The organism is Streptomyces sp. NPDC087428, assembly GCF_044744085.1.
In the GTDB taxonomy this organism is placed as follows: domain Bacteria; phylum Actinomycetota; class Actinomycetes; order Streptomycetales; family Streptomycetaceae; genus Streptomyces.
In genome coordinates this window covers 391727-412572 of record NZ_JBIUXR010000008.1, presented here as the reverse complement: position 1 = coordinate 412572, position 20846 = coordinate 391727, and the positions used below count along the sequence as shown (strand labels likewise).

At 72.7% G+C, this 20846-nt stretch carries 19 protein-coding genes; 5 read left to right on the top strand and 14 right to left on the bottom strand.

Annotated features, from left to right (window positions below):
* The first annotated feature begins 75 nt into the window (after nucleotides 1-75).
* Nucleotides 76-2211, top strand: a complete 2136-nt coding sequence (locus tag ACIO3R_RS19690; RefSeq protein ID WP_402107124.1) for a BTAD domain-containing putative transcriptional regulator — start codon at nucleotides 76-78, stop codon at nucleotides 2209-2211.
* A gap of 84 nt (nucleotides 2212-2295) precedes the next feature.
* Here the strand turns inward: ACIO3R_RS19690 and ACIO3R_RS19685 are convergent, their stop codons facing one another.
* The 6 genes from ACIO3R_RS19685 to ACIO3R_RS19660 all read right to left on the bottom strand — a co-directional run bounded on the left by ACIO3R_RS19685 (nucleotide 2296) and on the right by ACIO3R_RS19660 (nucleotide 9895).
* Entirely contained in the window at nucleotides 2296-4443 is a 2148-nt protein-coding gene (locus ACIO3R_RS19685; RefSeq protein WP_402107121.1) for a BTAD domain-containing putative transcriptional regulator, read from the bottom strand.
* Complete coding sequence (locus ACIO3R_RS19680) at nucleotides 4370-5293, bottom strand: thioesterase II family protein (RefSeq protein ID WP_402107119.1); 924 nt, start codon at nucleotides 5291-5293, stop codon at nucleotides 4370-4372. Before ACIO3R_RS19680 ends, ACIO3R_RS19685 begins: the two co-directional genes overlap by 74 nt.
* A gap of 31 nt (nucleotides 5294-5324) precedes the next feature.
* Nucleotides 5325-5939 (bottom strand): NADPH-dependent FMN reductase, encoded by a 615-nt coding sequence (locus tag ACIO3R_RS19675; RefSeq protein WP_385029117.1) that lies wholly within the window; start codon nucleotides 5937-5939, stop codon nucleotides 5325-5327.
* Between the two features lie 248 nt (nucleotides 5940-6187).
* Complete coding sequence (locus ACIO3R_RS19670; RefSeq protein WP_402107116.1) at nucleotides 6188-6979, bottom strand: DeoR/GlpR family DNA-binding transcription regulator; 792 nt, start codon at nucleotides 6977-6979, stop codon at nucleotides 6188-6190.
* Nucleotides 6980-7136: 157 nt separating this feature from the next.
* On the bottom strand, nucleotides 7137-8495 hold the full coding sequence (locus tag ACIO3R_RS19665) for a gluconate:H+ symporter (protein ID WP_385029111.1): 1359 nt from the start codon (nucleotides 8493-8495) through the stop codon (nucleotides 7137-7139).
* Entirely contained in the window at nucleotides 8495-9895 is a 1401-nt protein-coding gene (locus ACIO3R_RS19660; RefSeq protein ID WP_402107112.1) for a homoserine dehydrogenase, read from the bottom strand. The genes ACIO3R_RS19665 and ACIO3R_RS19660 overlap by 1 nt, the downstream gene beginning before the upstream one ends.
* A 209-nt stretch (nucleotides 9896-10104) precedes the next feature.
* Between ACIO3R_RS19660 and otnK the strand changes: the two genes are divergently transcribed.
* Together otnK and ACIO3R_RS19650 are read left to right on the top strand one after the other, a co-directional pair.
* On the top strand, nucleotides 10105-11379 hold the full coding sequence (gene otnK, locus ACIO3R_RS19655; RefSeq protein ID WP_402107110.1) for a 3-oxo-tetronate kinase: 1275 nt from the start codon (nucleotides 10105-10107) through the stop codon (nucleotides 11377-11379).
* Nucleotides 11376-12026 carry a class II aldolase/adducin family protein gene (locus ACIO3R_RS19650; RefSeq protein WP_385029105.1) on the top strand — a complete coding sequence of 217 codons (651 nt, stop codon included), beginning with the start codon at nucleotides 11376-11378 and terminating at the stop codon, nucleotides 12024-12026. The genes otnK and ACIO3R_RS19650 overlap by 4 nt, the downstream gene beginning before the upstream one ends.
* 34 nt (nucleotides 12027-12060) lie before the next feature.
* Here ACIO3R_RS19650 and thpR read toward each other — a convergent pair whose 3' ends face one another.
* A complete protein-coding gene (thpR, locus tag ACIO3R_RS19645; protein WP_402107102.1) occupies nucleotides 12061-12669 on the bottom strand; it encodes an RNA 2',3'-cyclic phosphodiesterase in 609 nt (202 codons plus the stop codon).
* A gap of 96 nt (nucleotides 12670-12765) precedes the next feature.
* Here thpR and ACIO3R_RS19640 point away from each other — a divergent pair, with 96 nt between their 5' ends.
* Complete coding sequence (locus ACIO3R_RS19640; protein ID WP_385029099.1) at nucleotides 12766-13068, top strand: ArsR/SmtB family transcription factor; 303 nt, start codon at nucleotides 12766-12768, stop codon at nucleotides 13066-13068.
* The gene (locus ACIO3R_RS19635) at nucleotides 13065-13457 is read left to right on the top strand and encodes a VOC family protein (protein ID WP_385029096.1); all 393 of its coding nucleotides are present in this window, start codon (nucleotides 13065-13067) and stop codon (nucleotides 13455-13457) included. The genes ACIO3R_RS19640 and ACIO3R_RS19635 overlap by 4 nt, the downstream gene beginning before the upstream one ends.
* A 37-nt stretch (nucleotides 13458-13494) precedes the next feature.
* Here the strand turns inward: ACIO3R_RS19635 and ACIO3R_RS19630 are convergent, their stop codons facing one another.
* The 7 genes from ACIO3R_RS19630 to ACIO3R_RS19600 all read right to left on the bottom strand — a co-directional run bounded on the left by ACIO3R_RS19630 (nucleotide 13495) and on the right by ACIO3R_RS19600 (nucleotide 20777).
* On the bottom strand, nucleotides 13495-14049 hold the full coding sequence (locus ACIO3R_RS19630; protein ID WP_402107097.1) for a GNAT family N-acetyltransferase: 555 nt from the start codon (nucleotides 14047-14049) through the stop codon (nucleotides 13495-13497).
* 71 nt (nucleotides 14050-14120) lie between these two features.
* The gene (locus ACIO3R_RS19625) at nucleotides 14121-14360 is read right to left on the bottom strand and encodes a LapA family protein (RefSeq protein WP_363020725.1); all 240 of its coding nucleotides are present in this window, start codon (nucleotides 14358-14360) and stop codon (nucleotides 14121-14123) included.
* Between the two features lie 176 nt (nucleotides 14361-14536).
* The gene (locus tag ACIO3R_RS19620; RefSeq protein WP_385029090.1) at nucleotides 14537-15499 is read right to left on the bottom strand and encodes an LD-carboxypeptidase; all 963 of its coding nucleotides are present in this window, start codon (nucleotides 15497-15499) and stop codon (nucleotides 14537-14539) included.
* Nucleotides 15496-17481, bottom strand: a complete 1986-nt coding sequence (locus ACIO3R_RS19615; RefSeq protein WP_402107093.1) for a prolyl oligopeptidase family serine peptidase — start codon at nucleotides 17479-17481, stop codon at nucleotides 15496-15498. The genes ACIO3R_RS19620 and ACIO3R_RS19615 overlap by 4 nt, the downstream gene beginning before the upstream one ends.
* 20 nt (nucleotides 17482-17501) lie before the next feature.
* On the bottom strand, nucleotides 17502-18845 hold the full coding sequence (locus ACIO3R_RS19610) for a M20/M25/M40 family metallo-hydrolase (protein ID WP_385029084.1): 1344 nt from the start codon (nucleotides 18843-18845) through the stop codon (nucleotides 17502-17504).
* Complete coding sequence (locus ACIO3R_RS19605; RefSeq protein WP_385029081.1) at nucleotides 18838-19671, bottom strand: M55 family metallopeptidase; 834 nt, start codon at nucleotides 19669-19671, stop codon at nucleotides 18838-18840. Before ACIO3R_RS19605 ends, ACIO3R_RS19610 begins: the two co-directional genes overlap by 8 nt.
* A 104-nt stretch (nucleotides 19672-19775) precedes the next feature.
* Nucleotides 19776-20777: an aldo/keto reductase gene (locus ACIO3R_RS19600; protein ID WP_402107173.1), complete on the bottom strand. Its 1002-nt coding sequence runs from the start codon at nucleotides 20775-20777 to the stop codon at nucleotides 19776-19778.
* Nucleotides 20778-20846 lie beyond the last annotated feature (69 nt).

Sequence of the window (20846 nt, the reverse complement as noted above, 5' to 3'; positions counted from 1 at the left end):
TTTGAGACAGCGACCGGCTCGCGAATCCACCGACCGTGGTCGGGGGCGACGGGGCCGGGAAACGGGGGAGAGAACATGGAGCTCAGGCTTCTTGGACCGCTCGAAATGGAACGCGAGACCGGTCTGGTGCCGCTCGGCGGCACCAGACAGCGCGCCGCCCTGGCCTATCTGCTGCTGCATGCCAACGAGGTGGTGCCGACCCGGCGCCTGCTGTCCGCCGTGTGGCCCACCGACCGCGTGCCGGGCACGGCCCGCAAGATCCTTCAGAACGCGATCTGGCGGCTGCGGCGCACCCTGGCGGCGCCGCCGGGCGACACCGACGCACCCGAACTGCTCACCCAGGCACCCGGATACATGGTGCGGGTGGCGCCCGAGCGGGTGGATCTCATGCGCTTCGAACGGCTGGCGCAGCAGGGCAGGACGGCGCTGCTGGGCGGCGACGCCCGGCGTGCCCGCCGGGCACTGCGCGACGCGCTGGACCTGTGGCACGGCCCCGCCCTCTCGGACCTCGTCGAGGAGGGCACGGCGTGGCCGGAGCTGACCGCACTGGAGCAGAAGCGGCTCGACGTGATGGAGGACCTCTTCGAGGGTGAACTCCTGTGCGGCGAGCACCTGTCGGTGCTCAGTGAGCTGGATGCCTTCGTCCAGGCCGAGCCCCTGCGGGAGCGTGCCCCCCGCCAGCTGATGCTGGCCCTCTACCGGTGCGGCCGCCAGGCCGACGCGCTGGACGTCTACGCCCGCGTCCGCACCGCTCTGGTCGAGGGCCTCGGCCTGGAGCCGGGCCGCGAGATACAGCAGCTCCAGCAGGACATCCTCGCCCAGGACAGCCGGCTCGACCCGCCCGCACCGCCGCACCGGGCCGTGCCCGAGTTGCGCGGCCCGCACATACCCGCCGGCCCCGGCCGCCGCCCGGTACCGGACGGCGGCGCCCCTCGGTCCGACGAGTCGGGTGACCATCGCCCCGCCGGCGTGCTGATGCTCCGCTTCGGGCTGGGCGCGGAGTTCGACGACCTGCAGCCCGGGGCCATCGACCGGGTGCTGGACACCGTGTGCGAGCTGGCCCGTGAGGAGATGGAGAAGTCGGGCGGCTGCGTGACGACTTCGGTCGGATCCGTGCTGCTCGGAGTGTTCCAGGACACCGCGGACCGTACGGACTGCGCGGAACGGGCCGTACGGGCGTGCATCGCGATCCGCGACTGCCTCACCCTCCCCACCTCGCCGTTCGCCGCGCAGGTCCCGGTGATCGAGGGGCTCTCGGTGCACGCGGCGGTGACGACGGGCACCGCGTACGTGTGCAGATGGCCCTCCGCGACGGGCGGCGGCAGGCCCTGGGTCGGCGGGGAACTGATCGACAGGTGCGAGGCGATGCTGGACCGCACCCCGCCCGGCGAGGTCCACGTGTGCGACGAGACGCGCCGGCGGACCGAGGACGGCGTCGATTACCACCTCCTGCCGGCCGTCACCCCGACGTGGCGGGTGCGCGGGGCGGAACCCGTCGCGGACGGCGGTACCCGGTGCGTGGAGCGTGATTCCGAACTGGACCTGATGACCGGGTTCCTGAGCCGGGTCCGGCGGCACTCCACCCCGCATCTGATCACCGTCCTCGATCACTCCGACGTCAGCCGCACGCGGCTGCTGAACGAGTTCCACCGCCGCGTCGTGGACTCCGGTCCGGATGTGGTGCGCGTGCTGACCGGCACCGTCCCCGGACCCGGCGACGTGCTGTCCGTCCCGGCCTCGATGCTCGCGGACTACTGCGGCATCACCTGCCAGGACGGTTCGGAACCCGCCCGGCTCAAGCTGACCAGCGCCCTGCGCGAGGTGGCCGACTCCGACTGCACGGCGGAGCTGCTGCCGCTCCTGCGGCTCCTGCTCGTCCCGGGCCGGGGTGAGCAGGAGCCGTGGCCGGTCCTGCACGCCTGGCGCCGGTTCATGGCCGAGGCCGCCCGCAGCACGCCTCTGGTGCTGGTCTGGAACAGCCTGCACCGGGCCGACGACACCCTGCTCGACACGGTGGAGCAGCTGTGCGCGGAGCATCCGGACGCCCCGCTCCTCGCCGTGGTCGGTGCCCGCAACGATCTGCTCAACCGCCGCCCCGCCTGGCCGCGGAGCGTGCGGCACACGATGACCCTGCGGCTGGCCCCGCTGGCCGCCGACCCTCTGGACCGGCTGATGCGCTCGGTCCTCCTGCCGGACAGCGAATCGGCCTGACGTCCCGCGCCGTTGATCGCGCGTGGGCCGCCGTCACGCACGGCAGTGGCCCCGCGCATGGGGGCCACTGCCGTCCCGGGCGGTCTACACCCTGCCGCCCCACCGCCCGCCCGACGTCTCGCGAGCGGCCGGCTCGCTCGCCCGGCCGGGGCCCAGGGGGTGGTCGGGGCCCTCGCCGGGCAGCCACTCCAGGGTCAGTGTCCCGCTGTGCCGCAGGCCGCTGCCCCAGAAGGGCCGCCGGTCGCGGAGCGCGCCGGGCCGCGCGCTCGCCAGGATGAACAGCGGCACGTCCTCCGGCAGGGACGCGAGACGTTCGATCAGGCCCAGGACCGCCTCGTCGGCAGCGTGGACGTCGTCCACGCACAGCACCAGCGGCTGTTCCCTGGCGATCAGCCCGAGCAGATCGCACCAGGCGTCCATCGCCTCCGTGCTCGACGCCCGGCCGGCACCGTCCGCACCGTACGCGTCGCAGCCCGTGTACCCGTTGCCGAGGCCGAGCCGCCTCAGGAGCCGTTCCGCGGTCTCGCCGCGCCCCGCGACCCGTCGTACGACCTCGTCGAGCCTGCTGTCCAGCGCGTCGGAGACGGCGAGCCCGCAGCCCGCGCGGAGCACGTCGCACACCGTCCACCGGGCCGCGTCACCGCCGCGTACCCGCACCACCCGTACCGCCTCGCCCTGGATGTCCCGGACGAAGTCGGCCAGGAACCGCGTCTTGCCCACGCCCGGGTCGCCCAGGATGGTCACCAGGTGCGGCGCGTCCTGGCGGCGGGCGCGCACCAGCAGGCTGCGCAGGATGCCCAGTTCGGCTTCGAAGCTGCCGAACGGGTCCGGCAGCACGGCCCCGTCGCCCGCCGACCGGAGCCCGGCCACCGCTTGCATGGCCGCGCGGTCGGTCGGCATGAGCCGTACCAGGTCGGTGGTGTCGGCCGCCGCCTCGGCACTCAGATGGATGCCGCCGGGCGGTACATGGGCCAGCAGGGCCCGCGCCTCGTCGACGAGGCGCCCCACGACCATGACGGGGCTGGAGGTGTCCGGGTCGTGGCGCACCAGGGCCTCTCCGGCCGACACGACGGCGTGCCAGGCCGGTCCGGGCACCTGGTGCAGGGTGGCGCACAGCGCCACGGCGGCCCGCACCGCGGCGCGCGAGGCGTCCGCCCGTTCCGTGCGCAGGCCGAACACCGCCACCGAGATCCGGCCGAGCGATCCGACGACTTCGCCGCCGAATTCCTCGACGCACTCGGTGACCGCGGTCACGGCGTCGTACAGCGTCCGGGACCGTGGTCCGGTGTCGGCCGCCGGGGCGGCCGCGACGTCCGGGCTGCTGGCGCTGATGAGCAGGACGGCGACCGGCCGCCGCTCGGAGTGCAGGACGCGGCCGCCGAGCGGCGGCCCGGCGGGCGCCGCCCTCGGTGCCGGGTAGGCCGCCCGGACCGGCTCCGGGGGCGGGGTCCCCGTCGGCTCGTCCGCCGGCGCCGCCGCACCGGTGTGCGGGCTTCCGTAGGCCGGCTCCGGCGGTTCGGGCCGGGTGTGGGCGGCGGGTGGCGCGGCCAGCGAGGGGTCGTGGGTGAGGATGTGCTGCTGGAGCTGCTGGAGTTCGCGGGACGGTTCGAGGCCGTGCTCCTCGACCAGCGCGCGGCGTACCCGGCTGAACACGTCGAGCGCCTCCGCCTGCCGCCCGCAGCGGTACAGGGCCAGCATCAGCTGTCCGCACAGGCGCTCACGCAGTGGCTCCTCCTCCGCGAGGGAGACGAGCTGGGAGAGGACGGAGTGGTGGTGGCCGCTGCGGAGCTCCGCCTCGAAGCGGTCCTCCATGACGTCCAGCCGTAACTGGGCCAGGGCGGTGAGCTCCGGCCAGTCGGTTCCGGCCTCCGCGAGGTCGGCGAGCGCGGGGCCGTGCCATTCCTCCAGTGCCGCCCCGAGCAGCCGGGCCGCGTCGTCCGGCCGGCCGGTGGACAGCGCCACACGTCCTTCGGCCACCCGGCGGTTGAAACGGTGCAGGTCGACGCTCTCGGGGTCGATCCGCAGCACGTATCCGGGTGCCTGGGTGACGAGTTCGGGACGGGTGCCACGGCCGTGGCCGCCGGACTCGGCGAACAGGGCGCGCAGCGCCCACACCGCGTTCTGCACGATCTTGCGGGCGGTGGCGGGCCGTGTCTCGTCAGGCCAGAGCGCGCTGAGCAGTTCGCTGGTCGCCACCACCCGGTTCGCGCGGAGAAGCAGCAGACCGAGCACGGCCCGCTGCTTGTGGCCCCCCAGGGCCGGCCGATGTTCCTCCTGCAATGCCTCCAATGGGCCCAGAACCCGGAATTCCACTGCTACCCCCTGTCACTGCGGTCAAGCGGCTCCGCACGACCGTGCTCACCTCGTGCAGCCGCTCACTCAGAAAGAAGTGCCCCCCGGAGAAGACCAGGACCTCGTTGTCCTGGTCCGTCCGCTGTGCCCAGCCCGCCGCCGACGCGACCGGCACGACCGGGTCGGCGTCACCGACGAGCACGGTGAGGGGGATGTTCAGCACCGGACCGTCCTGCCAGCGGTACGAGGCCAGGGCCCCGTAGTCCGCACGCAGCACGGGCATCACCATGTCGAGCATGTCCCGGTCGTCCAGAACGGCGGTGTCGGTGCCGCCCAGGTTCCGCACGGCGGCGAGGATCTCCGTGTCGTCCTTGAGCCGGTCGTGCCGGGCGGGGGCCGGGCCGGGCGCGCCGCGTCCGGAGAGGAAGAGGCGGGTGGGAGACGGGGTGGGCCCGTCCCGCAGGATCCGCGCGGTCTCGTAGGCGACGAGTGCGCCCATGCTGTGGCCGAAGAGCGCGTAGGGCCGGTCGTCGGCCATCGCGGCGAGCCGGTCCGCTATCCGCGCGGCGAGGCCGGAAATACTGTCCGCCGCCGGTTCGGCCCGCCGGTCCTGGCGGCCCGGGTACTGCACCGCCACGACGTCCAGGGCCCCGGACAACTGGCGTGCCAGTGGCGCGTACACGCTTGCCGAACCGCCCGCGTGGGGCATACAGACCAGTCGGGGGGCCGTCGGCACCGGCTCGCCGAACCGCCGGAACCAGGTGGTGTCCATGTCCCTGTCACTCCTCACGTCGGTGCTCCTCACGTCCGTCCTCCTCAGGTCAGTCCTCGGCACGCGCGAGGTCCGGGTGGTCGTAGGGCTCGCTGCGGCGGGCCCTGCTCAGCGCACGGGCCCACCAGGCGAGCCGGTCGAGCATGGCGATGGCGTCCTGCCGACAGTCCTCGGTGTCCAGGAGCTGCCCCTGGCCGCCCCACTGCTCCTGGTAGTGGTGGAAGCTGACGGTCTCCGGGAGCGTCACCGCGTGGGATTCGGCGAAGACCTGCCGGAGCTGGCCGACGGCACAGAGTCCACCGGACGCGCCGCCGTAGCAGACGAAGCCGACGGGCTTGGCGTGCCATTCCATGTCGTACCAGTCGATCGCGTTCTTCAGCGACGCCGGATATCCGAAGCGGTATTCCTGCGTGACGACGGCGAACGCGTCGGCGGCGGCCAGCCACGGGGAGAGGTCGCGGACCGCCGAGGGCAGCGGAGCGGTGGGATCGGCTGCCATGAGGTCCGGCAGCCAGGCCGTGGCGAGATCGATGACATCGACCTCGAAGTCCTGGCGCAGCCGGGCGCGAGCCCCGAGCCACTCGGCCGCGGCGAGACCGAACCGGTCCTCCCTGGCCGCGCCGACGAGGATCACCAGCCGTAGCCGGTCGACTTGGTCGTCCATCTGTATCCCTCTCACACCCTGCCCACGCCGTTGGCCCGAGCCCCTTTTCCGAGCACGCTTCCACTCTGCGTCATATGCCTTCGGAAGGGCTTCGGGTCTTCTTAGGGTCGGACTTCGGGCCGGTGAGGGGGCAGTGAGGTGACGAGGTCGTGCGGACGGTCAGGGGCCGGGGAACCGGGCACGGCCGGCGGTGATCGCGACGGCCGGGCTCGGCCGCTGACGTTCTCTCAGCGCTGTCCTGCGCCTCGTCAGGTGTTCACCAGGTGCAGTTCGGTTCCTGAGGCCCGCACGCCCTCGGCCGCCGCGTCGGCCAGGGCGCTGTCGGAGATGATCGTGTCGAAGGCGTTGAGGGGGGCCACGCGGTACTTGCCGAAGGTTCCGAACTTCGAGGAGCCCGCCACGAGCACGGAGCTGCCGGTGCACTCCATGGCCGCCTGTTTGACTTCGACCTTGGGCTCGGAGGGGGTCGTCACGCCTCGGAGGAGATCCCATGAACTGGTGCTGATGAAGGCCATGTCGAGGGCGAGCTGCCGCAGGACGGTGGCGGCCAGCCGGCCCACGCTCGACCGGTTGGAGGGCTCCACCTGTCCGCCGACGTGGATGATGTCGAGGTGGGGCGCGGCCATCAGCGCGTCGACGGTGGTGAAGTCGTTGGTCACGACGGTCAGCGACGTGTGGTGCACCAGGAGCGGGACCATGGCGAGCAGGGTCGTGCCCGCGTCGAGGTAGACGGTCATCCCGTCCCGCACCAGTTCCGCGGCCCGCGCGGCCATGGCCTGCTTCTCGGGCTGCTCGATGAGGGTCTTGGCCTGGTGGCTCGGTTCGCTCTGCAGATGGCTGGCGATCCTGGCACCGCCCGGTACGGAGAAGACCAGTCCCTGGCGCTCCAGTTCGGCGATGTCACGGCGCACGGTCATGTGCGAGACGCCCAGGAGCTGGGTGATCTGCTGCACGCTGAGCACTCCGTCACGACGCAGGTGCTTCAGCAACTGCTCACGCCGCTGGTCCGGGATCAGCGGCGGGGAGTGTTCCTCGGCCATCGTCGGTGGTCCTTCCTGTTCTGCGACCGCATCGGTCGTTGGCGATTGTGCCGTTCCTGTGCGGCGGCCGCTCACGCCGGGTCGGCGCACGGGGCCGGACGGCTGTCTCCCGGCCGCGGACCGCGACCGGGAGACAGCGTGCGCGGACCGGTCCCGGTCAGCTGCCGACGAAGGTGCTGAGCAGCAGGACCCCGCCGAGGCTGAGCAGCGACTGAAGGGAGAGCATCAGCGTCCAGGTGCGGAACGTCTGCGACACCGAGAGCTGGAAGTACTCCTTGAACAGCCAGAAGCCCGAGTCGTTGACGTGGGACAGCATGACGGCGCCCGAGGCGCTGGCCAGCACCATCAGTTCGGGTGAGAGCCCGGGGTAGGCGCCGAGGAGCGGGGCGACGATGCCGGTGGCGGCGGCGGTGGCGACCGTCGCCGAGCCGAGGCAGATCCGCAGCAGCGCGGCGACCAGCCAGGCCAGCAGCAGCGGGGGCACCGACCAGTCCACGGCGTAGTCGGAGATGAGCTGGTCGATGCCGGTGGCCGTCAGCATCGCCTTGAGGCCGCCTCCGGCGCCGAGGATCAGCACGATGCCGCCGACCGGTCCGAGTCCCTTGCCGGCCATCTTCTGGAGCTGGCCGAGGCCGAAGCCGGAACGGACGCCGAGGGCGAAGAAGGCGAAGACGACGGCGGCCAGCAGCGAGAGGACGGAGGAGTCGCACGCCTCGAACAGGGCGTACGGCAGGGAGCCCTTCGCCGTGTTGGACGTGCCGAGGGTGCCGATCAGCATGAGGACGGGCGGCAGCAGCACCGTGATCAGCGCGAGCGTGAAGGACGCGGGCCGGCGCTGGTTCTCCGGCAGGGGTTCCGGTTCGGGGACCGGGCCCTTGTCCAGGTCGGGAGCGGGGCCGAACCAGCGGCCGGCGACCTTGGTCAGCAGCGGCCCGCTGATCACGGCGATCGGGATGCCGATGATGAGTCCGTAGAGGATGGTCAGCCCGGTGTTGGCGCTGTACGCGGAGACGGCGAGCGTCGGCGAGGGGTGCGGGGGCAGCAGCCCGTGCGAGATGTACAGACCCGCGGCCATCGGCAGTCCGACGTACAGCAGATGGGTGCCGGTCCGCTTGGCGACCGCGTACACCAGGGGTACGAGCATCACGAAGCTCACGTCGAACAGGTGCGGCATCCCGATGAGCAGCGCCGCCGCGGTGATGGCGGTCGGGATCCACTTGACCGGCCGGGCTCCGATGAAGACGGTGGCGATGCGGTCGGCCCCGCCGGAACCGAGCAGGATGCCGCCGAGGACGGTGCCCAGACCGATGGTGGGACCGGTGCTCTTCAGGGCGTCCCCGAAGCCGTTCTGGAAGTTCTCGACGGTCTGGCCCGGACCGATCCCGGCGGCGAGACCCAGTCCCAGCGCGGAGATGCTCAGCGCCAGGAAGGGGTGGAGTTTCGCCTTGGTGATCAGCAGGATCAGGATCGCGACCGCTGCCGCGCCCAGCAGCAGGTGCTGTATGTCCGTGTCCACTACCGCGCTCCCCCGGTGACGGTGGCGCGGGAGGACCGGCCCAGGGTCCAGGCCCGCAGCAGGTCCTCGTCCGCGTCGGCGAGGTCGGCCAGCACGATCAGCTCACCGGCCGCGACGGGACGGGCGAGGGTGCGGTGGGCGGCGAGGTAGAGGGGGGCGACGTCCGCCGGGGTGTCCTCGTCGCGCAGCAGCACGGCCTGGACACCGGTCACGTCGTGGTGGTGCCCGCCCATCGTGAGGACGGTCCCCGCGGGCAGGTCCTGCTGCGCGCGGCCGGCCAGGGCGGCGTGGGCGCGGGGGTCCGTGCCGCCGGAGGGGCGGTGGTGGAGGACGGCCGACAGGAGGGAGAGCGGGGTCTCGACGCCCATCAGGTGGTAGGGCAGGTAGATGGCGGCGTAGCGGCCGTCGCGGCTGACGACGTGGCCCTTGCCGCGCAGGGTCTCCCAGGTGACCGGGTCCGTCGTGCGGACGACGACGAACACGCCGCCGGCGAAGGATGCCTCGCCCGGCAGTCGCAGCGCGCTGAACACGTCGACCGCACCCGGGCGGTGGAGGAGTCCGCCGTCCTCGCGCAGCGCGTAGACGTCGGCGAGTTCGGCGATGCGGGCGACCGGGTAGTGCAGGCGCTCGACGTCGGGCCGGAAGCCGGTGTTGGTGGCGACGACGGCCATCTCGCAGTAGTCGGCGGTGGCGCCGACGGGCAGTGCCGCCACGGCGGCCGCGCGGGCGGCGAGGGTGGCACGGGGGTCGTCGCCGAGGGTGAGCAGACCGGTCAGTTCCGGGGCCGGGGCCGTGGTGTCGAGCTGGGTCACCGTGCCCGCGGCGGGGTCGAGTACGAGGTCGTACTCGCTCGACTTGCCGATGGCCACGATGTCCAGGCCCAGCATCTGCGCCCAGGTCACCAGGGCGATCAGGTTGGCGGGCTGGTCCCCGTCCGCCGTGGTGTAGACGACGCCGTTCTCCTTCGCCAGGTCGGCGAGGTGCAGTCCCGCGACGGAGTCGACCTCCTTGCTCACCATGGCCACGTGCCGGCCGAGGGTGAGGGCCTCGCGCGCCATCGTGTATCCGTCGGCGGGGCTGCCGGTGGCCTCGACCAGGATGTCCCAGGGGGCTGCGGGCAGCAGGGCGCCGTCCGCGACGAGGGCGACGCGCCCCTCGCCGGCCGCGGCTGCCACCTCGTCCGCCGTGCCGCAGACACGCAGCTCCGAGGCATCGTGGCCGAGGTCCAGGAGCATCGTCCGGAGGCGGTCCACATCACGGTCGCAGAGCACGGCGGGCACCAGCCGGCCGAGCCGGCGGGTCTGGGCGAGCAGGGTCCGGGCGAAGCCGCCCCCGGCTCCGGACAGTGCGTAGCGCACGGTCCGGTCGCCTGTGTCGGCGAACAGGTGGTGCAGGTTCATGGGCCCTCCTGGATGGCGCGAGCAAGGTGGTGACGTGCTCCCGGCACGGGCGGACTCGTCAGGGAAGCGAGAGCCACGAGGAGCGTGTTAACAAGATGTATCAGCAGATCCCATTCACGTAAAGTCTGTTAACATTTTTTCACAAACGCCTGGTCGATGACGGATCCGGCCAGCAGGACAACGCACCGCACCCAACGCAAGGAGGCCTGATGCCGACCCTCGGGGCCATCGCCGACGACTTCACCGGAGCAACGGACCTCGCGACGATGCTCGTCGCCCGCGGGTACCGCACGGTGGTGACCGTCGGCCCCGACGCCGTCGCCGGCGACCACGCCGTGGCGGCGGCGGACGCCGTCGTGGTCGCGCTCAAATCGCGCACCGCACCGGTCTCCGAGGCGGTGGCGTCCTCACTCGCGGCACTCCGCGCCCTGCGCGCGGCCGGCTGCGAACGTTTCTACTTCAAATACTGCTCCACCTTCGACTCGACCCCGGAAGGCAACATCGGTCCGGTGACGGACGCGTTGCTGAACGCGGTCGACGAGCGACGCGCCGTGGTCGTACCCGCGTTCCCCGACACGGGCCGCACCGTCCGCGACGGACGTCTCCTCGTCCACGGCGAGCCCCTCGACGAGAGCCCGATGCGTCACCATCCGCTCACGCCGATGCGCGATTCCGACGTGGGCCGGCTGCTGGCCCCGCAGACCACGCACCCGGTACGGCACGTCGACCTGGAGACGGTGCGGTCCGGGGCCGCGGCGCTGAGGGCCGCGCTGGACGACCCCGCACTGTCGGACGCCCTCGTTGTCGTGGACGCCACCGAGAACGAGGACCTGCGCACCATCTCCGCGGCCACCCTGCACCACCGCCTGGTCACCGGCGCCGCCGGCCTCGCGCTCGGACTGACCGGCCCCCACCCCGGGGCGTCGCGCGCACGGGCCGCCTCGCGTCCCGGCGATCCCGCGGTCGTCCTCTCGGGCAGCGCCTCCGCGGCCACCCGCGCCCAGGTGGCCCACGGCCGCGCGCACCTCCCCCACCGCAAGCTCGACATCGCCGCCCTGCGGGCGGACCTCGACGCCTCGGTGGAGGAACTGGTCGGCTTCGCCCGCGACTGCTGGCAGGCCGACCCCCGGCGGCCACCCCTCATCTACGCCGTCGACGACCTGCGCGACCTGGACCGGGCCGCGCAGGGCGCCACGCCCGCGGCCTCCGTCCTCGTCGAGCGGGCGCTGGCCGCCTGCGCCGTACGGCTGGTCGGAGCCGGCGCACGGCGGCTCCTCGTCGCGGGCGGTGAGACCTCGGGGTCGGTGATCACCGCACTCGGCGTACGCACGCTCACCATCGGGTCCCCCATCGCCCCCGGTGTCACCTGGGCCACGGCCGCCCGGGGCACCGGACAGACAGACGGGGCGGTCGACGTGGCCCTCAAGTCCGGCAACTTCGGCGACACGGACATCTTCACCGAGGCGTGGAGCGTCCTCGCATGAGCGATCCCCGGTCCGAACTCGCCGCCGCGGGCGCCCATCTCGCCGCGCTCGGCCTCAGCCCCGGCTCCTCGGGCAACCTCAGCGTGCGGGAGGGCCCGTACGTCTACGTCACCCCCACCGGCACGGACCTGTCCCGGATCGACCCCGCCGGGCTCAGCGTGCTCGATCCGGCCGGGGCTCATCTCGACGGACCGAAGCCCTCCAAGGAATTCCCGCTGCACACGGCGCTCTACCGCCGCGATCCGGCCGCCCGCGCCGTGGTCCACCTGCACTCCCGGCACGCCACCGCGGTCTCCTGCCTGCCGGCCTGGAGCGAGCACAGCGCGATACCGCCGCTGACCCCGTACTTCGTCATGCGGGTGGGCCAGACGCCGCTCCTGCCCTACGCCGCGCCGGGCGACAGCGGGCAGGCGGAGCGGATGGAGGCCCTCCCGTTCCCCTTCCGGGCGGCTCTGCTGCAGAACCACGGGCCCGTCGTCGCCGGCCACTCCGTCTCCGCGGCCGTCGACGCCGCCGTGGAGCTGGAAGAGGTCTCCGCGCTGCTCCTGGCACTCGGCGACCGCACTCCGCGGCTCCTCACACCCGAGGAGATCGCCCCGCTGGCCGCGAAATACGCCTCGCCCTGGACGGGCGGCACACCGGCCTGACCCACGACGCCCCGCCTGGCTCGCCGACGCTGCGTCAGGTCCGGTCCCCGCCGTCGAACGGCCATGCCTCGATGTCGCGGTAGCGGACCGGTCCCGGGCCACCGCCGGTCGTGCCGCCGACCAGGTGCAGGCGTTCGGCCGGCCACGGGAGGCCGGTGAACCCGGCGAACACCGCGGCGATCTCCGCCACCGAGGACAGATCGCCCCGGCGGGCACGGGCCAGGGTCAGATGGGGTCGCAGGGGCCGGTCCTCCAGGGCCACGCCACAGCTCCTGACGACGGCACGCACGTCGGCGGCGAGTGCGTGCACCGCGTCGAGTTCTCCGTCGACGCGGCTCCACAGCACCCGGTCGTCGAAGTTCCCGCCCTCGCCCAGGGCCAGCCGCATCGGCCTGCGGGCCGCCGCGAGGGCGGCGAGCCGCGGAATCAGCGGAGGGACGGCCGCGGCGGGAAGCTCACCGAGGAACGCCAGGGTGATGTGCCAGTCCTCGATGCGGTTCCACCGCATGTCCGGGTGCGTGGCGTACGCGGGGCGCAGCTCCCGGGCGAGTTCCTCCTTCGCACGGTCGGGCGGGGCGAGCGCGATGAACAGGCGAAGGGTGGCGGGCCGGATCTGTTCGTTCACCCGGAATTCGTACACCATCCGGGCGGACGGGCGACGAGCGGGTGCCGGGGAACAGCGTCCGCCGATGGCGCGCCCCACATGACAAGCAAGTGAGCACTTGCCTATCATGTGGGGGTGGCCGACGACCTCTTCAAAGCCCTGGCCGACCCCACCCGTCGCACCATCCTCGACGAGCTCACGGAGAAGTCCGGACAGACCCTGTTCGAGATCTGTTCGCGGCTGAGCATGAGACACGGGCTCGGCATCTCGCGTCAGGGGGTCTCGCAGCACCTCGCCGTGCTGGAAGCCGCCGGGCTCGTGGAGACCAGGCGGGAGGGCCGTTACAAGTTCCACGACCTGCGCACGGCGCCGCTGCGGCAGATCACCGAGCGTTGGCTCGTGGCCGATACACCCGGACCGGAGAAGAGCACCTCATGAAGATCCATCTGACCAGCGTCTTCGTCGACGACCAGGACAAGGCCGAGCGCTTCTACACCGAGATCCTCGGCTTCGTGAAGAAGCACGACGTCCCGGTGGGCGAGACCGACCGGTGGCTGACCGTCGTCTCGCCCGAAGAGCCCGGCGGTACGGAACTCCTCCTGGAGCCCCTCGGCCACCCGGCCGCCAGGACCTACCGCGACGCGCTCGTCGAGGACGGGATCCCGCTCGCCCAGTTCACCGTGGACGACGTGAAGGCGGAGTACGAACGGCTGAGCGGTCTCGGCGTCCGCTTCGTCCAGGAGCCGCTGGAGACGGGCCCCGTCACCACCGCCGTCCTCGACGACACCTGCGGCAATCTGATCCAGCTCGCGACACGGCCGGAGTAGCGGCGGGGCCGGGCCGGCGGCCGGACCCGCGGCGTCGTCACCGCATGTCGGCGGTGATCGCCCAGCGCTCGTGGTCGCGCCAGCCCCCGTCGATGAAGAGGAAGTCCGGCGAGAAGCCCTCCAGCCGGAAGCCGGCCCGGCGCACCAGTGCGAGCGAGGCCTTGTTGCCCGGCTGGATGTTGGCTTCGAGGCGGTGCAGGCCGAGGGGCCCGAAGGCGTACCGCAGAACCAGGGCGAGCCCCTCTGCCATCAGCCCGCGCCCGGCCGCGTGGGCGAAGGCGCCGTATCCGAGGGCGCCGCAGCGGAAGCCGCCGATGACGATGTTGTTGATGTTGATGAAGCCGGCGACGGCACCGTCGGCCGCGCCCTCGCCGCCGTGCCGCTCGCACACCAGGAAGCCGGCTTTTGCCGGGTCCTCGATCAGTACGGTCGCGTACGCGGCGTACGTGTCCGGATCGGCGGGCGGAAAGAGCCAGGGCCGGTGCAGTTCGCGGCTCTCCCGGGACCGTGCGGTGAACTCGTCGGCATCCGCGAGGGTGAAGGGGCGGATCGCCGTGCGCGGCCCCTCGGCCAGGTAGGTGGTGTCGGGCATCGGCCCAGCGTAAGTGCTGTGTCCCGGACGGCGGGGCCGGTGCGGTCCGGCGCCCGAGGGGGCCGCCGGTGCTACTTGGGCCGCCTGCGGAAGACGTAGGCGCCGCAGGCCATACCGGCCACGAACATCACGATCAGCGCCACGTAGAGCGGCATGGTCACCAGCGGGATCAGGAGGCGGACCGTCACGTCGCCGGTGTTCTCCGCGATGAACACCACCGACAGGACCGCGATGACGAGGACCAGAATGCGGGCCGGGGTGAACGGCCCGGTGCCCCTCGTCCCGCCGCTCGACACATCTTTCGGGCTCATGAACCGGCCCCTTCCCTGCTCCTGGCGCGCCTCGCCCCCGGAGCACCAGGATGGCTCCGTCCGGGTGCCGGGGGGCGGTCCTGTACGCCCATCCGGGTGGCGGGGGTGCGGCAGGCGCTCGCCTCATCGGTTCGCCGTGCCGCCCCCGGCGCGGGCCCGGAGCCCGCCCGCACCGCTCAGACCAGCGCCGGCACCTCGACCGTGAGGGTGGCGGGCCCGCCGTCCGCGGGCGCGTCCAGCACGGCCGGCACCCCGAGCGGGATCGTCAGCCCGGTGGGGCCGTGGCCGAAACCGAGCTCCTCGACGACGGGGACACCGAGGCCGCCGAGCCGGTCGGCGAGCACCGCCCGCACCTTCGCGTACGGCCCGCAGCCCGCCCAGGAGCCGCAGGCCACCCCGGCGACGCCGTCGAGCGCCCCGGCCCGCAGCAACTGGGTGAGGATGCGGTCGATGCCGTACGGGTCCTCGGTGGTGTCCTCGATGACCAGCAGCCCGCCGCGGGCCGACCGGCGGGCGTGCGGGGTGCCCAGATCGGCGGCCAGCAGGCTCACGCAGCCGCCGTAGGTGATCCCCCGGGCCCGGCCCGGCACGAGGGCCGCCGCTCCGTCGAGCCCCAGCGTCCGTACCGTCCCGGGCTCGAACAGGGTGGCCCGCAGGGACTCCTGGGTGCGCGGGTCCTTGAGGAAGGTCTCGGTGCCGACCATGGGGCCGTGCAGGGTGGCGAGCCCGGCCCGCAGGGCGAACGCCTCGTGGAGCACGGTGATGTCGCTGTATCCGACGAACACCTTGGGCCCGGCGGCCCGCATCGCCGCCCAGTCGAGCAGGTCGACCATGCGGTGTGCCCCGTACCCGCCCCGGGCGCAGATCACCGCGTCGACCGACGGGTCGCACCAGGCGTCCTGGAGATCCCGGGCACGCGCCCCGTCCGTACCGCCGAGGTGGTCCAGCTCGGGGTGCACGTCCAGGACGTGCGGCATCGCCACGGGGTCGAGGCCCCAGCCCCGCAGGACGTCGAGGCCGGGCTCCAGGCGGTCGGCGGGCACCGGTCCGCTCGGGGAGACGACGGCGACCCTGGCACCCGCGCGCAGCCGGGCCGGGCGGGTCAGCGGTGCGAGGGGCGCCGAGGCCGCGTGGGTCACTTCCGCAGCTCCAGCCGGGGCACGTCGGGCCGCTCGATGCCGAAGGTCTGGGCGTAGAGGGAGAGTTCGGCCTCCAGCGCACTGATCATGGTGTCGGCGCGGCGGAAGCCGTGGCCCTCGCCCGGGTAGGTGAGGTAGGCGTGCGGGATGCCGCGCCCCGCCACGGCGGCGAGGAAGCGTTCGCACTGCACGGGCGGGCAGATCGGGTCGTCCTCCCCCTGGAGCAGCAGGAACGGCGTGGTGAGCCGGTCGGTGCGGGTGATCGGCGACCGTTCGCGGTAGCGGTCGGGGACCTCGGCGAGCGGGCCCACCAGCGACTCCAGGTACTGCGACTCGAAGTCGTGGGTCTCCCCGGTGCCCCAGCCGGTCAGGTCGAGGATGGGATAGATGATGGTCCCGCAGGCGTAGACGTCGGTGCCCGTCAGTGAGGCGGCGGTGGTCCACCCGCCGGCGCTGCCGCCGCGGACGGCGAGCCGGTGCGGGTCCGCGGTGCCCTCGGCGGCGAGTGCCCCGGCGACGGCCGCGCAGTCCTCCACGTCGACGACGCCCCACTGTTCGCGCAGGCGGTTGCGGTAGGCCCGTCCGTAACCGGTCGAGCCGCCGTAGTTGACCTCGGCCACGCCGATGCCGCGCGAGGTGAAGTAGGCGATCTCGAGGTCGAGGACGAGCGGGGCGTGGCTGGTGGGGCCGCCGTGCGCCCACACGACGTAGGGCGGCAGCTCGTCGGCCGGTCCGGTCCGGTCGGGGCTGTGCGGCGGGTAGATGTGCGCGTGGATCTCCCGGCCGCCCGGACCGGTGAAGGTGCGGTCGGCGGGCCGGGGGTAGTACGCGGGGTCGACGGCGTCCTCGTGGGGTGCCCCGATGATCCGGGTGTGCCCGGTCGAGGTGTCCAGCTCGACGATCTCGTACGCGCTGTGCGGGCTCGCGGCGATTCCGATGACCCGGCTGCCCTGCACGGCGAGCGTCCCCGACCAGTCGGTCCAGGGTCCGGCGATGTCGACGAGGCTGCCGGTCTCCGGGTCGAGGATGCCGAGCGTGGTGGACCCCTTGCCGTGCAGGGTGGCGATCAGCCCGTTCTCCAGCGGCCGGAACCAGCTGAGGCCGATCTTCCACAGCGGTCCGGCGAACTCCTCCGCCCTGGGGCAGAGTTCCACCGCGTTGCCGTCCGGACCCGCGCGGTACAGGTTCCACCACCCGCTGCGGTCACTGGCGAGGAGCAGCGTTCCGTCCGCGGCCCACTGGATCTGGGGTACCGATTCCTCCGGACCGCCCAGAAGGGTCCGGGGGGCGTGGAACGTACCGTCGTCGCCGAGGTCCGCGACGATCACCTCGGTGCCGTCCCACGGCATCCGCGGGTGGTCCCAGGCGATCCAGGCCGCCTGCCGACCGTCGGGCGAGAGCTCGGGCCCGGTGACGAACCGGTGCCGGGCGTCGGAGAGTTCGCGTACCGCCGACCTGTCGTCGGCCGCCGAGCCGTCGAGCGGCACGGCGGCGATCAGCCTGCGCAGTTCGCCCGGCCCCTCGCCGGTGAACTCCTCCAGGACGCACCAGACCTCGCCCGAGGCGCCCCGGTCCGGGTGCAGTCGCGGATCGACCCAGCGCAGTCCGCCGCCGACCGGCGAGACGGGGGTGAGCGGCCTGGGTTCGCCGGGCCCGTCCGGCTCGTAGGCGTACAGCCGCTGGTCGTCGAAGTGGACGAAGACGATCAGCGGGCCGCCCTCGGCGCGTTCCGTGCCGGTCCAGGGCCGTCCGCCGTACTCGATGACGCGGCTGCGGACGTTCCAGGGGGCGGGCAGCTCCGCGGTGGTCCCGTCGGCCAGGCGTCGCACGAGGGCGCGCCGGCCGGCCTGGGCCGGGCGCGGCTCCGTCCACCACAGTTCGTCGCCGACCGCTTCGACGTACTCCGGCCGGCCGTCCCGCGAGGCGGCCGTCGCGGCGTCGATCGGTGACGGCCAGCTTCCGTAGGCCCCTGTGGTTGCCATGTTCGATTCCCCCGAGTGGGTCAGGCGGTGCGGAGATAGTGGTCCAGGACCCGGACGCCGAAGTGCAGCGCCTCGACGGGGACACGTTCGTCCACGCCGTGGAAGAGGGCCTGGTAGTCGAAGCCGACGGGCAGCTTCAGCGGTGAGAAGCCGTAGCCGGTGATGCCGAGCCGGGAGAACTGCTTGGCGTCGGTACCGCCGGACATGGAGTACGGCACCACGTGGCCGTCCGGGTCGAACCGCTCGACGGCGGCCCGGAGCTTGGCGTACGTGGGTGAATCGACCGGGGCTTCCAGGGCGATCTCGCGGTGGTGGAACTCCCAGTCGACCGAGGGGCCGGTCAGCCGGTCCATGGTGGCGTGGAACTCGTCCTCGCCGCCGGGCACCATCCGGCCGTCGATGAACGCGGTGGCGTGGCCGGGGATCACGTTGACCTTGTAACCGGCGTCCAGCATCGTCGGGTTGGCGCTGTTGCGGACGGTCGGCTCGACGAGGGCCGCGGCCGGTCCGATCTTGCCGAGGAGTTCGTCCACGTCGAAGCCGGGGGCGTCGAGGTCGGGGTGGATGCCGTGCAGGGCGGCGATCTCGGTGAGCGCGGCGCGGACCGTCGGGGTGAGGCGTACCGGCCATTCGTGTGCGCCGATACGGGCGACGGCGGCGGCCAGTGCGCTGACCGCGTTGGCCTTGTTGACCTTGGAGCCGTGCCCCGCTTTGCCGTGTGAGGTGAGCTTGAGCCATCCGGTGCCGCGCTCGCCCGCCGCGATCGGGTAGAGCGGCATGTTCGGTCCGGCGTGGAAGGTGAAGGCGCCCGATTCGCTGATGCCCTCCGTACAGCCCTCGAAGAGTCCGGCGTGCTGATCGGCCAGGAAGCCCGAGCCGTCGTCGGCGCTGGCCTCCTCGTCGGCGGTGTACGCGATCACGATGTCGCGGCGGGGCCGGATGCCGGCCCTGGCCCAGGACCGGACGACGGCGAGGACCATCGCGTCCATGTTCTTCATGTCGATGGCGCCGCGGCCCCAGACGACCCCGTCGCGGATCTCGCCGGAGAAGGGGTGCACGGTCCAGTCGTCGGCCTCCGCGGGCACCACGTCCAGGTGACCGTGGACCAGGAGCGCTTCGGCGGACGGGTCGGTGCCCGCGATCCTGGCGACCACGTTGGTGCGGCCGGGGGTGCGCTCCAGGAGCACGGGGTCGAGTCCGGCACCGGCGAGCCGCTCCGCGACGTACTCGGCCGCCGGGCGTTCGCGGCAGTCGCCGCCGCCCCGGTTGGTGGTGTCGATCCGGATGAGTTCGGAGGTGAACGTCACCGATTCGTCGAGCGCGAGGTCATCGACGCCGTTCTTGGGGTTGGTCACCTCAGCCATACTGTTCCTCCACGGCGGAAGACACGATGGTCGTCACCGCCTTGAACGTGCGGATACCTTCGTACATCGTCTCGCTCGTGTAGGCGACACGCCTCTCGCCGGAGGCCGCCACGCCGGGGACGACCGTGGCCGCCGCGGCCAGGTGCTCGGCGTCGAACTCCAGCTCCACGGTGAACGGCCCGCCGTCGACCGCCGGGTACCGCCCGGCGAGAGCCGTCGCCTCCTTGGCCGCCGCACGGATGTCGGCGGCGGTACGGGCGGGGGTGCGGCAGACCGCGGCGTACCGCGAGACGTAGTCCTTGACCGCGACCGTACGGGCGTCGGGGGCGTACCCCCGCGCGTCCACACAGGTCAGGTCGTCCCCGGTGACGAGGACGACGGGGACGCCGTACTCGGCGGCGACGTGCGCGTTGAGCAGCCCCTCGCTGGCCCTGACCCCGTTCAGCCACACCCCGGTGATGGAGTTGGCCAGATAGGTGTGGGCCAGGACCCCTTCCGTACCGGCACCCGTGTGGTAGCCGACGAAGGCGACCGCGTCGACGTCCCCGTGCTGGATGCCCTCCACCATGCTGAGCGACTTGTGCTTGCCGGTGAGCATCTGGACCCGGTCGTCGAGCCGCTCCAGCAGCAGGTTGCGCATGGTCCAGTGGGCCTCGTTGACGAGCACCTCGTCGGCGCCCCCGTCGTAGAACCCGAGGGCAGCGGCGTTGACGTCGGAGGTGAACAGGGAACGGCACCGTTCCCACTGCGGGGAGCCTGGCAGGACATCGGCCGGCCACGTCACACCGGTGGCGCCTTCCATGTCGGCGCTGACGAGGATCTTCATGCGGCCACACGGTACGCGTCGCGGAACGGGCAGGCCAGGGCTGCCCGGACCTCCAGTGGTCCACTCCACTGAAGGAGGTCCGGCGGAAGGCCCAGGAGCGGGCCTCAGCGGCGCTTGGCGCCCTTCAGGAGCTTCTCGATCCGGCTGAGTTCCTTGTCGCTGAACTCCAGGTTACGGACCGCCTGGACGCTGTTCTCCAGCTGGGCGACGCTGCTCGCGCCGACGACGGCGGAGGTCACCCGGCCGCCGCGGAGCACCCAGGCCAGCGCCATCTGGGCCAGCGACTGACCTCGCTCGGAGGCCAGTTGGTCCAGCTCGCGGAGCGAGCCGACCAGCTCCGGGGTGACCGAGTCGGCCGACAGGAACGGGCTGCTGCCCGCCGCCCGTGACCCCTCCGGGATGCCGCGGAGGTAACGGTCGGAGAGGATGCCCTGCTCCAGCGGGGAGTACGCGATGGAGCCGGTGCCCAGCTCGTCGAGGGCGGTGAGCAGGCCGTCCTCGACCCAGCGGTCCAGCATCGAGTAGCGCGGCTGGTGGATGAGCAGCGGGGTGCCGAGGTCCTTCAGGATCCGGGCGGCCTCGCGGGTCTGCTCGGCCGAGTAGTTGGAGACACCCACGTAGAGCGCCTTGCCCTGCTGGACCGCCGAGTGGAGGGCTCCCAGCGTCTCTTCGAGCGGGGTCTCGGGGTCGGGCCGGTGGGAGTAGAAGATGTCGACGTAGTCGAGCCCGAGGCGGCCGAGGCTCCGGTCGAGCGAGGAGAGCAGGTTCTTGCGCGAACCCCACTCCCCGTAGGGGCCGTCCCACATCAGGTAGCCGGCCTTGGTGGAGACGATGATCTCGTCCCGGTGGCGGGCGAAGTCCGTCCTCAGCGCGCGGCCCATCGCGCTCTCCGCGGAGCCGGGCGGCGGGCCGTAGTTGTTCGCCAGGTCGAAGTGGGTGATGCCGAGGTCGAACGCCCTGCGGAGGATCTGCCCCTGGGTCTCCGGCGTCCGGTCCCCGCCGAAGTTGTGCCACAGGCCGAGCGAGAGGGCCGGCAGCTTCAGTCCGCTGCGCCCGGTGCGCCGGTAGGGCATGTCCTGGTAGCGGTCGGCGGACGGGATGTACATGCGGGGCTCCACGGGAGAGATCGTTCCGGTCCGCCGGGGACGGGCTGCTGTTCGGCTCCGCCCCGGCGA

Excerpts from the sequence above, each read along its gene's own strand:
- thpR (WP_402107102.1), bottom strand. The coding sequence starts at position 12,669 with ATGGTGTACGAATTCCGGGTGAACGAACAGATCCGGCCCGCCACCCTT.
- otnK (WP_402107110.1), top strand. The coding sequence starts at position 10,105 with ATGCCGACCCTCGGGGCCATCGCCGACGACTTCACCGGAGCAACGGAC.
- ACIO3R_RS19625 (WP_363020725.1), bottom strand. The coding sequence starts at position 14,360 with ATGAGCCCGAAAGATGTGTCGAGCGGCGGGACGAGGGGCACCGGGCCG.
- ACIO3R_RS19650 (WP_385029105.1), top strand. The coding sequence starts at position 11,376 with ATGAGCGATCCCCGGTCCGAACTCGCCGCCGCGGGCGCCCATCTCGCC.
- ACIO3R_RS19630 (WP_402107097.1), bottom strand. The coding sequence starts at position 14,049 with ATGCCCGACACCACCTACCTGGCCGAGGGGCCGCGCACGGCGATCCGC.
- ACIO3R_RS19600 (WP_402107173.1), bottom strand. The coding sequence starts at position 20,777 with ATGTACATCCCGTCCGCCGACCGCTACCAGGACATGCCCTACCGGCGC.
- ACIO3R_RS19675 (WP_385029117.1), bottom strand. The coding sequence starts at position 5,939 with ATGGACGACCAAGTCGACCGGCTACGGCTGGTGATCCTCGTCGGCGCG.
- ACIO3R_RS19670 (WP_402107116.1), bottom strand. The coding sequence starts at position 6,979 with ATGGCCGAGGAACACTCCCCGCCGCTGATCCCGGACCAGCGGCGTGAG.
- ACIO3R_RS19635 (WP_385029096.1), top strand. The coding sequence starts at position 13,065 with ATGAAGATCCATCTGACCAGCGTCTTCGTCGACGACCAGGACAAGGCC.
- ACIO3R_RS19615 (WP_402107093.1), bottom strand. The coding sequence starts at position 17,481 with ATGGCAACCACAGGGGCCTACGGAAGCTGGCCGTCACCGATCGACGCC.
- ACIO3R_RS19690 (WP_402107124.1), top strand. The coding sequence starts at position 76 with ATGGAGCTCAGGCTTCTTGGACCGCTCGAAATGGAACGCGAGACCGGT.
- ACIO3R_RS19660 (WP_402107112.1), bottom strand. The coding sequence starts at position 9,895 with ATGAACCTGCACCACCTGTTCGCCGACACAGGCGACCGGACCGTGCGC.
- ACIO3R_RS19610 (WP_385029084.1), bottom strand. The coding sequence starts at position 18,845 with ATGGCTGAGGTGACCAACCCCAAGAACGGCGTCGATGACCTCGCGCTC.
- ACIO3R_RS19605 (WP_385029081.1), bottom strand. The coding sequence starts at position 19,671 with ATGAAGATCCTCGTCAGCGCCGACATGGAAGGCGCCACCGGTGTGACG.